This window comes from Jidongwangia harbinensis (assembly GCF_020216025.1).
Lineage (GTDB): Bacteria > Actinomycetota > Actinomycetes > Mycobacteriales > Micromonosporaceae > Actinoplanes > Actinoplanes harbinensis.
The window spans coordinates 179,550-195,499 of record NZ_JAIWNC010000004.1; the positions used below are offsets into that span (position 1 = coordinate 179,550).

Consider the following 15,950-nt stretch of genomic DNA (forward strand, 5'->3'; position numbering starts at 1 on the left):
CCGCCTCCTCCGCCGTGACCCCGGCCACGGTGCGGTGACATGCGGGAATGGCGCGTTCCCATCCTGACGTTCTAGGGTGCGGAACCACCGGCGTGTCCGTACGAAGAATCTGAGGAGTCGGCAGTGGACGAGGTCCGAAACCTGATCATCATCGGCTCGGGACCGTCCGGCTACACCGCGGCGTTGTACGCCGCCCGGGCCAACCTCAAGCCGCTCGTCATCGAGGGCGTGCAGTCCGGCGGCGCCCTGATGACCACCACCGAGGTGGAGAACTTCCCGGGTCACCCCGACGGCATCATGGGTCCCGAACTCATGGACAACATGCGCAAGCAGGCCGAGCGGTTCGGTGCCGAGTTCATCACCGACGACGTCACCCGGGTCGAGCTGGGCGAGCGGCCCACCGAGCCGGGCGCCGAGGGCCTCAAGACGGTGTACGTCGGCGAGACCGAGTACTTCGCCCGCGCCGTCATCCTCTCCACCGGTTCCGCCTGGCGTCCGCTCGGCGTGCCCGGCGAGCAGGAACTCCTCGGCCACGGGGTGTCGTCCTGTGCCACCTGTGACGGATTCTTCTTCCGCAACCAGCACATCATCGTGGTGGGCGGCGGCGACTCCGCGATGGAGGAGGCCACCTTCCTCACCCGCTTCGCCGAGTCGGTGACGATCGTGCACCGGCGCGAGGTGTTCCGGGCCAGCAAGGTCATGCAGAAGCGGGCGCTGGACAACCCGAAGATCAAGGTCGAGTGGAACTCCGCGGTCGAGGAGATCCTCGGCGACGACGGCAAGGTGGTCGGCGCCCGGGTCCGCAATCTGCAGACCGGCGAGACCAAGGTGCTCGACGTCACCGGCGTCTTCATCGCGATCGGCCACGACCCGCGCAGCGAGCTGTTCAAGGGTCAGATCGACATGAACGACGAGGGGTACGTCCAGGTCGACCACCCCAGCACCCGGACCAACATCCCGGGTGTGTTCGCGGCCGGCGACCTCGTCGACCACACGTACCGTCAGGCCATCACGGCCGCCGGCACCGGCTGCGCCGCGGCGCTGGACGCCGAGCGCTTCATCGCCTCGTTCGTAGAGCTGTAGACCAGGAGGATCCAAAGTGGGAGCAACCAAGGCGGTCACCGACGCCACCTTCGTCACCGACGTACTGCAGTCCGACAAGCCGGTACTGGTGGACTTCTGGGCGGAGTGGTGCGCACCGTGCCGCAAGGTCGAGCCCCTGCTTGCGGAGATCGCCAACGAGATGGGCGACAAGGTCCAGATCGTCAAGGTCAACATCGACGAGAACCCGGAGACCGCCCGCGCGTACCGGGTGATGTCGGTGCCGACGCTGACCATGTTCAAGGGCGGCCAGGCGGTCAACTCGGTGGCCGGTGCCAAGCCCAAGGGCGCACTGATCAACTTGATCGAATCGGCACTCTGACCGAAGCTTCTCGACACGCCCCGCGTCCGGGTGGACGCGGGGCGTCGCTCGTTCCGGCCGCGGGGTGACGCGACGCACGAGCCACCCATCGATGCCCGGCCGCGGGCGGCTCCGGGGAGTACGCTCCGGAGGTCGCCCTTCCCCCGCCTATCAAGGGAGTCCTGCGTGCGTGCGATCCGACGTGGAGAGACCGGACCGGCCGTCAAGGAGATCCGATCAATCCTGGTGTCGCTCGATCTGCTCTCGTCGGCGGAGGGCGATTTCGACGCCGAGACCGAAAACGCGGTACGCGCGTTCCAGCAGAGCCGCGGCATCGGCATCGACGGCCTGGTGGGCGACGAGACCTGGCAGGCGCTGGACGGCGCCCGGTGGCGGCTCGGCGCCCGCACGCTGTTCCACTCCATCCCGTCCGCCCTGGTCGGCGAGGACGTGCGGGCCCTGCAGGAGCGGATGCTGGAGATGGGATTCGACACCGGCCGCGCGGACGGCATCTACGGCGCCCGCACCGCCCGCGCGGTGGCGCAGTTCCAGCGCGAGGTGGGCCTGTCGCCGGACGGTTCCTGCGGCCCGCAGACCATGAAGGCGCTGCGCCGGCTGGGCCGCAAGGTGGTCGGCGGGCGGCCGCAGTGGCTGCGCGAGGCCGAGGCGTTCCGCCAGTCCGGCCCCAACCTGGTCGGCAAGAACATCGTCATCGACCCGGGCCACGGCGGCCCGGACGACCTCGGCGTGGTGGTGCCGGACGGCCCGCTGCGGTGGACCGAGGCGGACCTCGTCTTCGACATGGCCGCCCGGCTGGAAGGCCGCCTGGCCGCGGCCGGCATGCGGGTGCACCTGACCCGGGGCCCGTCCCCGGCCCGGGCGATGAGCGGCGCCGAGCGTGCCGCGCTGGCCAACAGCCTCAACGCCGACCTGCTCATCTCGCTGCACCTGGACGGTCAGGAGAACGAGGCGGCCGAGGGCGTGGCGACCTACCACTACGGCACCGGCAGTGGGCTCACCTCGACCGTGGGGGAGCGGCTGGCCAACCTGGTGCAGCGCGAGATCGTGGTCCGCACCGGCATGGGTGACTGCCGGGCCCACGCGAAGACCTGGGAACTGCTCCGCCTGACCCGGATGCCCGCGGTACGGGTGGACCTCGGCTACCTCACCTCGCCGGCCGACCGGGACCGGCTCGTCAACCCGCAGATGCGCGAGCAGATCGTGGAGGCCATCCTGGCCGCCGTCCAGCGGATGTACTTCCCGGTGGAACACGACGTGCCGACCGGCTCGATCGACGTCCGCCAGCTGCGTCTCGTGCTGGCCCAGGGGTCCTGACTCAGGACGGCCCGGAACGGGTCGCGGTCGCCGGGCGCACCGGGCGCAGCAGTGTGTCCGGGCTCATCGAGCCGAGCAGCTTCTCCAGCGCGTACTCGACGTCGGACTTCCAGGACAGCGCGGTCCGCAGTTCCAGCCGCAGCCGCGGGTAGCGCGGGTGCGGGCGTACCGTCTTGAAGCCCACCGACAGGAAGAAGTCGACCGGCGCGACGCAGCCGTCCTGCGCCTCGTCCGCCTCGCCGAACTTCGCGTCACCGAACGCCTCGATCGCCTTCACGCCCCGCTTGGTGAGATCCCGCGCGACGCCCTGCACCAGCATCCGGCCCAGCCCGCCACCGGCGAACGCGGCCACCACGTGCGCGGTCATCAGCAGCGCGGCGTCGGCCGACACCGGGCTGGTCGGGAACGCCATGGATCGCGGCACGTAGGCCGGCGGCGCGTACATCACGAAGCCGGCGGGCATGCCGTCGACATACGCCAGCTTGCCGCACGAGCCCCACTCCAGCAGCGTCTGCGACACCCACGCCTCCTTCTCGAGGCCGGTGTCACCGGCGGCGCAGGCGCGGTCCGCGCTGACCGGATCCAGCTCCCAGAAGACGCACTGGCGGCAGGGCCGGGGCAGATCTTCCAGCGTGTCGAGGGTCAGGTTGACCAGGCGACGCGACATCGGCGAACCCCATCGTCAGCGACTTTGTGCTGCGGACACGAAGCACGGTCCTATTCACGTGCCGTCCGCGCCCCCGGACGGATCCTACGCCGCTTATTCCTTGAACGGGAGATTTATCCCCAGGCCGTGGTCCTGGTCGATGACTAGCATGAGGCGCACTGTTGCCGAGGTGATGAGGGGTGAGCCGGATGACCGGCACGACTCAGGATGACTACACCGACCGCTACGCGCGGCGAGTCCGGGGGATGACGACCTCCGAGATCCGCGCCCTGTTCGCCGTGGCGAGCCGGCCCGAGGTGGTGTCGCTCGCCGGCGGATCGCCGTACATCGCGGCGCTGCCGCTGGACGCGGTCGGCGACATGCTGTCCCGGCTCGCCGCCGAGCACGGCACCACGAGCCTCCAGTACGGCATCGGGCAGGGCACCGTCGACCTGCGCGAACGGATCTGCGAGGTGATGTCGCTGTCCGGCATCGACGCGTCCCCGGACGACGTGGTCGTGACGGTCGGCGGGCAGCAGGCGCTCGACCTGATCGCACGGCTGTTCCTGGACCCGGGCGACGTGGTACTCGCCGAGGGGCCGACGTACGTCGGCGCACTCGGCGTCTTCCAGGCCGCCCAGGCACAGGTGCAGCACGTGGCCATGGACGCCGACGGGATGATCCCGGCAGCCCTGTCCGAGGCGATCGACGAGGTGGCCCGCTCCGGCCGGCGGGCCAAGTTCCTCTACACCATCCCGACCTACCAGAACCCGGCCGGCGTCACGCTCACCGACGCCCGCCGCGAGGAGGTCCTCGACATCTGCGAGCGCGCCGGGCTGCTGGTGGTGGAGGACGACCCGTACAGCATGCTCAGCTTCGCCGGGGACGCCCCGCGGCCGCTGCGGGCGCGACGCCGCGAAGGCGTCTTCTACGTCAGCACGTTCTCCAAGACCTTCGCGCCCGGCCTGCGGGTGGGCTGGGTGCTGGCACCCCATGCGGTACGCGAGAAGCTGGTCATGGCCACCGAGGCGAACATCCTGTGCCCGAGCGCGTTCGCCCAGGCCGCGGTCGCCCAGTACCTCGCCACCATGCCCTGGCAGGAACAGATCAAGACGTACCGCGAGGTGTACCGGGAACGCCGGGACGCGCTGCTGGACGCCATGCGGGACCTGATGCCGTCCGGCACCACCTGGACCGAGCCGGAGGGCGGGCTGTTCGTGTGGGCCACGTTGCCGGACGGGCTCGACTCCAAGGCCATGATGCCGCGCGCCATCGCGGCCCGGGTGGCGTACGTGCCCGGCACCGGGTTCTACGCGGACAGCACCGGCACCGGCAACATGCGGCTCAACTTCTCGTTCTCGGCGCCCGACCGGCTTCGCGAGGGCGTACGCCGGCTGGCCGGCGTGATGGGGGAGGAGCTGGCGCTGCGCGCCGTGTTCGGCCCCACCGGCCAGACCCGGCAACGCCGTCGTGGCGCGGCCGGTGCCGATGCGCCTGGTCCGGACTTGGCATGATCAAAGCCATGGGTACGGATGCGCACGTGCTGGTACTGGCCGGCGGCCTGTCGTACGAACGCGAGGTGTCGCTGCGGTCCGGCCGCCGGGTGCTGCACGCGCTCCGCGCCGCCGGCCTGTCCGCGGAGATGCGCGACGCGGACGTCTCGCTGCTGCCGACGCTGCGCGAGGATCCGCCGAGCGCGGTGCTGATCGCGCTGCACGGCGCCACCGGCGAGGACGGCTCGCTGCGCGGGGTGCTCGACCTGTGCGACGTGCCGTACGTCGGTTGCGACGCCCGCGTCTCCCGGCTGGCCTGGGACAAGCCGTCGGCGAAGTCGATGCTCCGCGAGGCCGGCATTCCCACCCCCGACTGGGTGGCTCTGCCCCACGACCGCTTCTCCGAGCTGGGCGCGGTGGCGGTGCTCGACCGCATCACGTCCCGGCTCGGCCTGCCCCTGATGGTGAAGCCGGCCCAGGGCGGTTCCGGCCTGGGCGCCGCCGTGGTCAAGGACGAGGCGGCCCTGCCCGCCGCGATGGTCGGCTGTTTCGGGTACGACTCCACCGCACTGGTCGAGCGGTACGTGACCGGCACCAGCATCGCCGCCTCGATCGTCGACCTGGGCGACGGCCCCCAGGCACTCCCGTTGGTGGAGATCGTCCCCCGCAACGGCGTGTACGACTACGCGGCCCGCTACACCGCAGGCCTGACCACCTGGCACACCCCCGCCCGGCTGACCGCCGAGGTCGCGTCCCGGGTGTCGGAGACGGCACTCGCCGCCCACAAGGCGCTGGGTCTGCGGGACCTCTCGCGCGTCGACCTGATCGTGGATTCCGCCGACGAGCCGCACGTCCTCGGCGTCAACGTGGCACCCGGGATGACCGAGACGTCGCTGCTGCCGCTCGCGGTGGAGGCGGCCGGCCTGGACTTCGGCGCGATGCTGGCGACGCTGGTGGAGCGGGCGGTAGCGCGAACGCACTGACTCCCGGTGAGTCTTATTCGGCGCCGCCTCGGTCCTTCCGGGGCGGCGCCGCCGTCTGTCTACCGACCGGTCTCGTCGTTGGCGGTATAGGCCGGGGCGGGGGAGTCGTGGTCGATCTCCCGCGGCATGGGGATCGCGCCCGCCCCGCGAGAGAGACCCGAGCCGCCTTCCGCAGCCGTGTCAGGCCCCGGTCCCGCCTGCCGATGGGGGTCGGGGTCGACGCCGCCATCCGTGGCTTCGCCCGAGCCCTTCGTCTCGCTCACATCGGCACCAGCCCCGGCGGCCTCGCCCGGGCTCTTCGTCCCGCTCACATCGGCACCAGCCCCGGTGCCCTCACCCCGGCCCCTCGTCCCGCTCACATCGGCACTACCCTCGGTGCCCTCGCCCGGGCCTCTCGTCTCACTTACGTTGGCACCGCCCTTGGCAGCCTCACCCGGGCTTCCCATCCAACTCGCGTCGGCGCCCGGAGGGCTTGCCGGGACCGGGTCGGCGCCTGGGGTACTTGCCCAGACCGGGTCGGCGCCATGGCCCGCCGGGTCACCCGCATCGTCACCCTCAGGCCCGGAAATGCCGCCACCCGCAGCCGCGGCCCGGCCGCTCGTCGTGGTCATGTCCGCACCGCTACCCGAGTCGTTCGCGCCCGCGTCCCGGCCAGGTGCCGTACCGAGGCCACCTCCGTGAGCCTCCGACTCCGAGGAGGACACGTCCGCACCGCCGTGCGCGTCGGCGCCGGTCCCGCTGCCGCCGGCCGTGGCTGGCACGCTGAACGTCGAGGGCGACTGCCACTGGATGTGCGGCGGCTCGGCGAGCGCGCGGCCACCGAACTCAGCCAGCCATGCGGCCACGTGCGCCAGGTTCTCCCGCCAGCGCTGCTCGGGAATGCGGGGAAGGATGTCGTCCCACAGGGAGAGGAACGTGCCCCGCAACTGGAGCTGTCCGTAAGGCCGCGCCAGGAACCACATGTGCAGGTGCGCCGAACCGTCGCCCCAGCGGTTCACATGAACCCGCGCTACACCGTCGAGCGAGCGAATGGCGCGCTCCAGCCGAACAGTCATCACTCCGAGTTCGGCCGCGAGCAGATTCGGCAGATCCCCGAGGTCGAGGTGCGAGCGGCATTCCAGGATGAGGACCATAGGCAGTCCCGTCGGACGGTCCATCGCCCGAACGCGCCAACGCTCACTGACCCAGATGTATGCGTCGTCGGGCGTGTTGCAGGCGACGCAGTCGGCAGCGTCCTCACCGCTGCGGGGAGGCTCGACTTCGACGGGGGCGGCGATCTTCTTGACCCGCAGATCTCCCTCGAAAGGGAACGAGGGCCAGCGAGTGAAGTCGGGCAGTGGGGCAGGGTTCTCGGACACGTCGCTGACCTTAGTGCAGGTCACCAGGCACTGTCCCGGGTCAATTTTCGGCGGAGCCGCCAACGCCGGCTCAGCCGTTCAGCCAGGCCCCCCGGGTCGATCCACATCACCGTGGGCCAGCGCACCACCCCGCCGAAAGTTATCCACAGAAGTTATCCACAGGCACGCCAGTTTCACGTGAAACACGACGTAGAACGCTTGCGCACCCTGTGGATACAGACGTGGACAACGCTGCAGCCATCGGCGTCGTTTCACGTGAAACGCGGCACGCTGGTTTCTCAACAGCCTTACGCACAGCTTGTGGATACTGCCCATCTCCTATGCAAGCCGCTTCGCTCGGAGGCGTAGTACGGCCCTTCCGCGTCGCGCCCTGGTCGACACTTCTCGATCACCAAACCGGCGGGCCGACGCTCTCCGGGAGAGGGTCGCGCCGAGCCAGATTCCCTCGTTCGTGGCGGCTCCGTCATTCGCGGAGCGGGCACGCGGCCGAGTTCATTCGGTCTGGATCGGGCGTCGTGTGCGGGTGATGGCTCGCTGGTGTTGGCCCAGGATTGATGCCGTCGCGTCCGGCGTTAGGCGCGCACTCGGCGCTGCGACACGCAGAATGATCACACGCCGCGGTGACCCCCGCCACCGAACGGCGCGCTAGATCCGTGGGCGCAGCCTCGTTCGTCACCGCAGACTCGGCCTGGTGGTACTGGCGCTGGCGTTGTGTGCGGGTGTACGGCTGCTCGCCCCGAGGCAGCTGGCGCTGGGATCGGCACGGGTATTCCCCCGAAGGACGGAGGTCGGTTCCTCATAGTTCCCGCAGTTGTCCCTCGCAACGCGGAACCTGCGGGCCAGCTTCATCACCGCCCGCCGTCGTCATTTCGTCGCTGCCCTCGCAGACCGCCGTCGCGCTCCGCCCTAGGACCGGCTTGACGTCGCCTGTCGACCTACTGCCCGGCCCAGCCTCCACCGGATCAGCCGGCGGCATCGTCCCGCCGGGAAGGCGACCGGCCAGGGCGACACAGAAGGCGGGGGCGAGAGCGGCCCCAGCGATCAGGCCCAGGTTTCACGTGAAACGGCTCGGCGCGGTCCGTGGTCGCGGCTTCCTTCATCAGAGCGATGCCCACGATTTGCCGGCTACTTGCGGCCAGTCGAGTGGTCATTGTCTTTCAGGCGCTCGTAGCCATGCTCCATCTCGACCCCCGAAGCCTTGCGACAGCGGGGCTTCCCTGCGGGTGGGGTCGGCGTCGCTATCGCGCAGAGCTGACCGACGACGACACCAGCCCTTGGGTAGGTGCCGGCGCGGTGAACTGACGGCATGGGTTCGCCGTTGCGGATTAACAGGACCGTGATGGCAACAGCGGCGGTTGTACTGTGCTCCCCGGCCTCGTTGGCCGCACCGGATCGCCTCTACCGTTGCGAGCTCGCGCGCCGGTCGTGAGATCTACACGGGCCAGCTGACCCGCCAGCTCGCTGAGCCGCGTTCGGCTCGCTCGCGACCCGTCCTCCCACCCGGTGCGCCGTCGCAGTGGGCCATCCGCTTCGTCAGGAAGCATCCGCTCCGAAACGTCCTACCCAGAGACGGTCCTCCGACCGCTCCGCAAGGATGACGACTTTGTGGCCCGCCCCGTCCCATCGGTGCGCCGGCTCCGGCGCGGCCTGGCCGGCAGCGATCGCCATGTGCGTCCTCATTGACTGCGTCGAGTCCGAACCGAGAGTCAGGGTCAGTCCCGCACACTCCGCCCCTAGTAGGCGCGATCGCGCGTGGGTGACCGAGTCCCCATTGACCGAGGCGGCCAAGGGAACCCGTGTGGCTCACTGGCGTGCGAAGGTGTGGGGCGGCAGCACACCGTGCGAGACCTAGACCGAGCTTGTTAGGCAACGAACGGATGACGGAAGCCTTGGCGCGCGTGGCGACTGATCCTCATCGGGTTCGCTGTTTCACGGGAAACGAGGCCACGGCACCAAGCCGTCCGGCGGGCGCCGTTACCGCTGCGAGGGGCCGACACACTCCACATCAGCATGCGCTTCCGCCGGCCGTGTGTTTCACGGGAAACCGAGGTCCACCGCGTCCCGGTTCGCCACACCCAGCGGCTATCAGCACGCACCAGCAGAGGCCCTGCTGAGCGCGTCCGCGATAGACGAGATGTCATCCGGCGTCGACGCATGGCGCCGACGGCGCCAAGAGCGCCTCCTGCGCGGGTGCCCTTGATCGACTAGAGATCGTTCGTGCGCTCCGACGAGGGCGGAGGCGCTTCGGCTTCGGCGCCGGCTCCGGCTCCGGCTCCGGCTCCGGCTCCGGCTCCGGCTCCGGCTCCGAACAGGGAAGCACCACAGGGTCGTCAGCGGTAGCCCGTCATTTGCTCGCCTTCCAGGATCTTCCCCGGAGTGAGATGTCAAACGACCGAAGCCCCGGTTGGCTGACGCTTACTGGGCGCCGCCATGAATCTCGTGATCGCCCCTACGACCCTCCGTCTCGATTCAGAGCCCCGGTCGTGGGAGATGCCGTCCCGGCGTTGCGCACGCCGCCCGAGCCTTGGGCATCCCGCCCAGCGGGTGGCTGTCGTGATTCCCACGCCCACCCATCAGACTCATGCCAGCCGACCCCGGTGGCCCAAGGCGAGCGGTCAGGCGCCCGTGTTTCACGTGGAACTCCGATCTCCCAAACCGCCAAGCGTCTAATCAGACAGCCGTTTCACGTGGAACCCCGGCTCCCGGCTCCCGGCTCCCGGCTCCCGGCTCCCGGCTCCCGGCTCCCGGCTCCCGGCTCCCGGCTCCCGGCTCCCGGCTCCCGGCTCCCGGCTCCCGGCTCCCGGCTCCCGGCTCCCGGCTCCCGGCTCCCGGCTCCCGGCTCCCGGCTCCGAGGATTGTTGGTCCGCCCAGGGCCATTCGCAAGGACAGCCCGTTTCACGTGAAACGATCGCATCCTTCACAACGCAGTGGCTCAAGCCCCGACCTCCACGGAAACCGTGCGCCTTAACCAAAAAGAGTCGTCAAGTAAGTCCGAAGCCAATGAATAGGGGAGTAGATGAACCACACCCATTCTTCGAACCACAGGCACACCTCTCACGACTCAGAGACTGAGACCTCGCCCGCTCGACATCGCTGATCAAGGCCGCCATGGACCGCCTGCACGGAACAACCGGCGAGCCACCGATCTGCCGAGTCCTCAGTAAGCACGACCGGTCCGCCCATCGGAGCTGAAACCGGCCGCGCTCCCTAGCGACGACTAGAACCGTCCCAACCAACGCGGTCGCCTAGCCATGCCAGGCCAACCAGCAAGACCCGCTCGTCTGGTCACCAAGAAGCAGAAGCAGGTCCTTGGCGACACCCGACACCAGCCACCACCGGCCCGCCGAGCAATCAGCAGCAGCCCCACACAGCGGCCCAAACAGCCAGGGCGAAAGCAAGTTCACCGCTGCTCTTCGCCTCCAATCACCACCAGCAGCAGCCAGTAGCCCAACCCAACCCCGCTCATAACACGGCCTAGGCGCAAACTCGTCGCCGCCGCAGCGCCAGGGCACACTCGTCGGCCCAGCCACCGACGCTGCGCGAACCACCGCGGCCCAAGAGAACCAACAGAACGCCCCGAACCGACGAGCCACGCACCACGCGCCCCGAGTCCTAAGACACCAAGCCAGCGACATGAGCCGGCCGGCCACCCACCCCCGCCAAGCCCTCACAACATCGAGCTGGCCCGCATCCCAAGGTTCAGACCCCAGACGAACACGCCTACCTCGTCCCCGGATCTCCATACTCCAACCGAGACCGGATCCGACGCCTCACCTCGCACCCCCCGGTGAGAACACCCCCCAACACAAGCGGAATACGAGTTCCCCCTATAACAAGAACCATCGAATCAACAACAAGCCATCATCCCCAGACCACCCGACAAGACGAATCCCGCTCATCTCAACGCCCCAGCCAAAACGGCCCGCCGGAAACGACCATCAGGAGCCTTTAAAAGACCCCAGAACCGAAATCCCACAAAGATCAAAATCGCAGCAGAACGGCTCTGACAGAATTACTTGACCTTGCAACTACACCCCACAGGCCCGCAACTACGACCCACAAGAGCCCTCAACCCAGCCGAACAAGCCCACGCCCGGCCCACGCCCGGCCCACGCCCGGCCCACGCCCTCACGCCGCCCACCCACCACAACCCGGACATGAAGAAGGCACGCGATCCGCCAGAATCACGTGCCGTCGTCCACCGATCCTCAGCAGCGCACCCACCCGGCCAAGCCCAGGCACGCACACCGGGATCACTCGTCCTCAGCCGCGCCCCCCGCGCCTTCCTCTTCCACCCCGATCATCCCAACGATCCGCTCCAGGTCATCCACCGTCGCGAACTCTATGGTGATCTTGCCCTTGTTCCGGCCGATGTCGACCTTCACCCGGGTGTCGAACCGATCCGAGAGCCGATCGGCAAGGTCGTTCAACGCAGGCGCGTGCACTCTGGCCCGCCGGGCGGGAGCCGCCTTCTTGGCGGGTCCGTCCGCGATGGCCAGCGACACCAGTTCCTCGGTGGCCCGGACCGACAGTCCCTCTGCCACGATGCGCAGCGCGAGCTGTTCCTGGGCGTCGTTGTCGTCCAGGCCGAGGAGCGCCCGCGCATGCCCCGCGGACAGAACGCCGGCCGCCACCCGGCGCTGCACCGGCGCCGGCAGGTTCAGCAAGCGGATGGTGTTGGAGATCTGCGGCCGGCTGCGGCCGATCCGGCGAGCCAACTCCTCATGGGTGGCGCCGAATTCGTCGAGCAGCTGCTGATAGGCGGCCGCCTCTTCCAGCGGGTTGAGGTTGGCGCGGTGAATGTTCTCGAGCAGGGCGTCCCGCAGCATGGCGTCGTCGCGCGTGTCGCGCACGATGGCCGGGATCGTTTCCTTGCCCACGGCCTGCGCGGCACGCCAGCGCCGCTCGCCCATGACCAGTTCGTACTTGCCGTCGCCGCTGTCGCGCACCACGATCGGCTGGAGGAAGCCCACCTCTTGGATGGACGTCTTCAGCTCCTCGAGCGCCTCTTCGTCGAAGACGTGTCGCGGCTGCTTCGGGTTGGGGTGGATCGCGGTGACCGGCAGTTCGGCGAACCGCGCACCCGGGACCGGGGCCAACTCGTTCTCGGGCTCGATCGCGGGCAGCGCCTCGTCGGGCTCGGCAGCGGGCGGCGGCGGGGGAGGAGCAGCGGCAGCAGCCGGTGCTTCCGGAGTGCCCGCCTGGGCTGGCGCCGGCGGAGCGACGGGTGCCGGCGGGGCCTCCGGCGCCGGTGGTTCCTCGGTGGCCACGGCGGCTGCCGGTGCGGTCGGGATCAACGCGCCCAGGCCTCGGCCGAGACCACCCCGTGGACGATTCTTCATGCCGCGCCTCCGTTACTGACCCCACGCATCGCGATCTCCAGAGCGGCCTCGAAGTAGCTGGTAGCCCCCCGCGAACCCGGATCGTAGGTCATCACGGACTGGCCGTAGCTCGGAGCCTCCGACACTCGGACGTTGCGCGGAATCACCGCCTGGAGGACCTTCTCCCCGAAGTGGTTCCGCACGTCCTGTTCCACCGCGTCGGCCAGCCGGGTACGGCGGTCGTACATGGTCAGGAGGATCGTGGAGACGTCCAGCGTCGGGTTGAGGTGCTGACGGACCAGGTTGATGTTGTTGATCAGCTGGTTCAGGCCCTCCAGCGCGTAGTACTCGCACTGGATCGGGATGAGCACCTCTTGCGCGGCGCACAGCGCGTTGACCGTCAGCAGGCCGAGCGAGGGCGGGCAGTCGATGAAGACGTAGTCGAACTTCTCCGGGTGTGCCGCGATGGCGCGGGCCAGTCGCGACTCACGCGCCACGACCGAGACCAGCTCGATCTCCGCACCGGCCAGGTCGATGGTCGCGGGTACGCAGAAGAGGTTCGGAATGCCCTCGACCGGCTGGGCCACCTCGGCCAGGGGCACATTGTCGATGAGGCAGTCGTAGACGTCGGGCACGCCCGCGTGGTGCGGGACGTTCAGCCCGGTGGAAGCGTTGCCCTGGGGATCCAGGTCCACCACCAGGACCCGGTTGCCGTGCAGCGCGAGCGCTACGGCCAGGTTCACGGTGGTGGTGGTCTTACCCACGCCGCCCTTCTGGTTAGCGACGCAGAGAACCCTCGGATGGTCGGGTCGCGGCATGATGATCTCGCCGCTGGGATTGAGGATCTGCACAGCACGCAACGCTTCCATGGCCAGGGGCGGATCGTCCTCATCCCGGCCCGGCGTTTCACGTGAAACATGCTCGTCTGGAGCGCTGCCGTCACCCGTAGGCGGTGGCACCGGCGAGGGCGGCACCAGCGGAACCGGCGCAGAGCCGGACACCGGCGCCACCGACGGCTCGGTGCGGGGGGCCGGCGCGGTCCGGCGTGGCTCGACCTGGACGGCCTCTTCGCCGGTCAGCGGGCCTCCGGCGCCATCGTTGGACGGATTGACCGCCGGACGGCCGTACACCTGGCCGCCGTTCGCCTGAGCACTCCCGTGTCCATGACCCGCACGCGGCTGTGGCACGCCGTGCTCCTCACTGTCGAAGCCCATTGCTGGACCAGCCGGACCGTCCGGTACGCCCGCGCCGGGACCGGCCGCGTATCCATGGGAGCCGGTCGGATGACCCGGCAGGCCTGCACGCCGATCGGGTTCGGCGAATGGATCGGTTTCACGTGAAACACCACGGCCACCGTCGAGGCCTCTGCCGTACTCATGCACCGTCTTGTCCCTGCCTGCTTGGAATGGGTCGGCACCGCGAGCACTCACCACGTCATCGACGGACGATGCAGGCGGTGAGTCAGGAGGCGGCGAGTCGTCGGGTGCGTCCGCCGTCCGGTCCACACTATCGACGCGCGGCCAGCCTACGGCCGTCGGGCGGTGCGTGCCACGGGTGTCCGTCTGATGGGGCGCCCCGACCGACGGTCGTCGTGCACCGGACTCTCGTGCACCGGACCGTCGTGCACCGGATCGTGGAGCCTGTGATCGCTGTGCGTTGGATCGCTGTGCGTTGGGGTGTGGCGTCATGGCAACGGCCGCACGGTCTCCGCCCGGAGGCGAAACCTCGTCGGCCGAGGAAGAAGGGGTCGGGCTTGAACAGGCTAGGGCCAAGGGCATCGGCCCAGCAAGGCCCACATCTGTCGGCTTTTCGGGTTGAGGCGCGGTCGGCTCGAAAACCATGAACCCGGGTACGAGCCGGAGCGAAGCCGCGTACTCCGGACTCGCCTGCGCGGGCCAGCCGGTGGCCGCCGGCGCCTTGCCCGGTGACCGGGCGGGTGGACGTGGTGATTTCGCTGATCGTTGACGTCCGCCCCGCTTGGCCATCTATCCCCTCCGCGATCTCCTTCGCCCGGAACCGCGCCCACCGGAGCCACCGGCGGAACGGTCCGAACCGGCCGCCCGCTTGGACGGCCTCGGCCGTGGTGCCACGACGTTCCGCTCCCGCACGATCTCCACGACCGTCGTCGGCGGCTCGATCAGCCCGGTCCCGCAGAGCGTGACGGACGGATCCGAACCGCCAAGCCGGGCGATCGCGTCACGGTGCTCGGCCACCTCGTCCGCGGCCGACGAGCCCTTGAGGGCCAGCAGCCGGCCGCCCAGGGCGGCGAGTGGCAAGCACCAACCGGCAAGCCGGTCCAGTGGCGCAACCGCCCGGGCGGTGACGACATCGGCGGCGACGGGGGGTCCGCCGGCGAGGTCTTCCGCTCGTCCCCGGACGACCGTGACGGTCGTGTCGAGGTCGAGCGCTGTCACCGCCTCGGACAGGAAGGCGGTACGTCGTGCTAGTGGCTCGACCAGCGTGATGGTGAGATCAGGCCGAGCCACTGCCAGCACGATACCGGGCAAACCTGCACCAGAGCCCACGTCGACCACAGAAGCGCCGATAGGGATCATCTCGGACATAACACCGCAGTTGATGAGGTGCCTTTCCCAGATGCGCGGGGCCTCCCGAGGACCGATCAGGCCGCGGACGACGCCATCGGTCATGAGAAGCCGGGCATAGGCCTCCGCGGTGGACAGGCGATCACCGAAGACCTGGTGAGCAGCTTCGAGATATTCACCGGGCGGCGCCGGGAATGACGACGGCCCGGGCGTCGAGGCGCCCGGGCCGAGGTCACCCGCGCCGGAGCGTGGGTCGGTCATCGTCAGTCGGCCGGCTGAACCACAATGCGGCGGTTCGGCTCGACGCCCTCGGACTCGCTCTGCACGCCCGGGATGGCGTTGACGACGTCGTGAACGCATTTGCGCTCGAACGCCGACATCGGCTCCAGGCGTACCGCATCGCCGTGTTCCTTGACCTTCTCGACGGCGTTGCGGGCCACCGCGGCCAGCTCCTTGCGCCGCGAGGCGCGGTAGCCGCCGATGTCGAGCAGCAGCCGGCTCGGGGAGCCGGTGGCGCGGAAGATCGCCAGCCTCGTCAGCTCCTGCAGCGCCTCCAGCGTGGCGCCGCGCTGACCGACCAACGGCTGGAGGCGGCCACCGACCACCTCCACCATCGGGCGGCCCGCCGACACCAGCTCGTCGATGTCGCCGTCGTAGTCGAGGATGTCCAACAGACCCTCGACATAGTCGGCAGCGATCTCGCTCTGGCGGAACAGGTCACCGTCGGAAGCAACGTTCTCCGACTTCTTGGTCTCCTCGGCACCCTCGGCGCTGGAGGGGTCGGCGGAAACCGAGGAATCGGGAGTGCTGGTGTCGGTCACGTTCATCTCCGTTTTGATCGGCCGGACCCGTTCGGTCCGCTGTTCCAC

The 15,950-nt window shown here is 69.4% G+C and carries 10 protein-coding genes and 1 pseudogene; 5 read left to right on the forward strand and 6 right to left on the reverse strand.

Translation table 11 applies throughout. The features are described from left to right. Positions 1-123 precede the first annotated feature (123 nt). The 3 genes from trxB (at position 124) to LDL48_RS07570 (ending at position 2,737) form a co-directional block, all read left to right on the forward strand. A complete protein-coding gene (gene trxB, locus LDL48_RS07560) occupies positions 124-1,083 on the forward strand; it encodes a thioredoxin-disulfide reductase (protein ID WP_225254297.1) in 960 nt (319 codons plus the stop codon). A gap of 16 nt (positions 1,084-1,099) precedes the next feature. Next, positions 1,100-1,423, forward strand: coding sequence for a thioredoxin (gene trxA, locus LDL48_RS07565; RefSeq protein ID WP_225254298.1), 324 nt, complete (start codon positions 1,100-1,102; stop codon positions 1,421-1,423). 165 nt (positions 1,424-1,588) lie between these two features. Beyond that, complete coding sequence (locus LDL48_RS07570; protein ID WP_225254299.1) at positions 1,589-2,737, forward strand: N-acetylmuramoyl-L-alanine amidase; 1,149 nt, start codon at positions 1,589-1,591, stop codon at positions 2,735-2,737. 1 nt (position 2,738) lies between these two features. Here the strand turns inward: LDL48_RS07570 and LDL48_RS07575 are convergent, their stop codons facing one another. Further along, positions 2,739-3,404: a GNAT family N-acetyltransferase gene (locus LDL48_RS07575; RefSeq protein WP_225254300.1), complete on the reverse strand. Its 666-nt coding sequence runs from the start codon at positions 3,402-3,404 to the stop codon at positions 2,739-2,741. Between the two features lie 188 nt (positions 3,405-3,592). Here LDL48_RS07575 and LDL48_RS07580 point away from each other — a divergent pair, with 188 nt between their 5' ends. Further along, the gene (locus LDL48_RS07580) at positions 3,593-4,897 is read left to right on the forward strand and encodes an aminotransferase-like domain-containing protein (protein WP_225254301.1); all 1,305 of its coding nucleotides are present in this window, start codon (positions 3,593-3,595) and stop codon (positions 4,895-4,897) included. Beyond that, the gene (locus LDL48_RS07585) at positions 4,894-5,859 is read left to right on the forward strand and encodes a D-alanine--D-alanine ligase family protein (RefSeq protein WP_225254302.1); all 966 of its coding nucleotides are present in this window, start codon (positions 4,894-4,896) and stop codon (positions 5,857-5,859) included. Before LDL48_RS07580 ends, LDL48_RS07585 begins: the two co-directional genes overlap by 4 nt. 371 nt (positions 5,860-6,230) lie before the next feature. On the opposite strand, the pseudogene LDL48_RS44420 reads toward LDL48_RS07585, so the two are convergent. The 5 genes and pseudogenes from LDL48_RS44420 to LDL48_RS07610 all read right to left on the reverse strand — a co-directional run. Further along, positions 6,231-7,196: pseudogene (locus LDL48_RS44420) on the reverse strand (hypothetical protein); the annotation flags it as partial. A 4,274-nt stretch (positions 7,197-11,470) separates the two neighbouring features. Then, on the reverse strand, positions 11,471-12,559 hold the full coding sequence (locus LDL48_RS07595) for a ParB/RepB/Spo0J family partition protein (protein WP_225254303.1): 1,089 nt from the start codon (positions 12,557-12,559) through the stop codon (positions 11,471-11,473). After that, a complete protein-coding gene (locus tag LDL48_RS07600) occupies positions 12,556-13,752 on the reverse strand; it encodes a ParA family protein (RefSeq protein WP_272493014.1) in 1,197 nt (398 codons plus the stop codon). The genes LDL48_RS07595 and LDL48_RS07600 overlap by 4 nt, the downstream gene beginning before the upstream one ends. Positions 13,753-14,523: 771 nt before the next feature. After that, positions 14,524-15,342: a 16S rRNA (guanine(527)-N(7))-methyltransferase RsmG gene (gene rsmG, locus LDL48_RS07605; RefSeq protein WP_225254304.1), complete on the reverse strand. Its 819-nt coding sequence runs from the start codon at positions 15,340-15,342 to the stop codon at positions 14,524-14,526. Between the two features lie 2 nt (positions 15,343-15,344). Beyond that, on the reverse strand, positions 15,345-15,920 hold the full coding sequence (locus LDL48_RS07610) for a Jag family protein (RefSeq protein WP_372472072.1): 576 nt from the start codon (positions 15,918-15,920) through the stop codon (positions 15,345-15,347). Positions 15,921-15,950 lie beyond the last annotated feature (30 nt).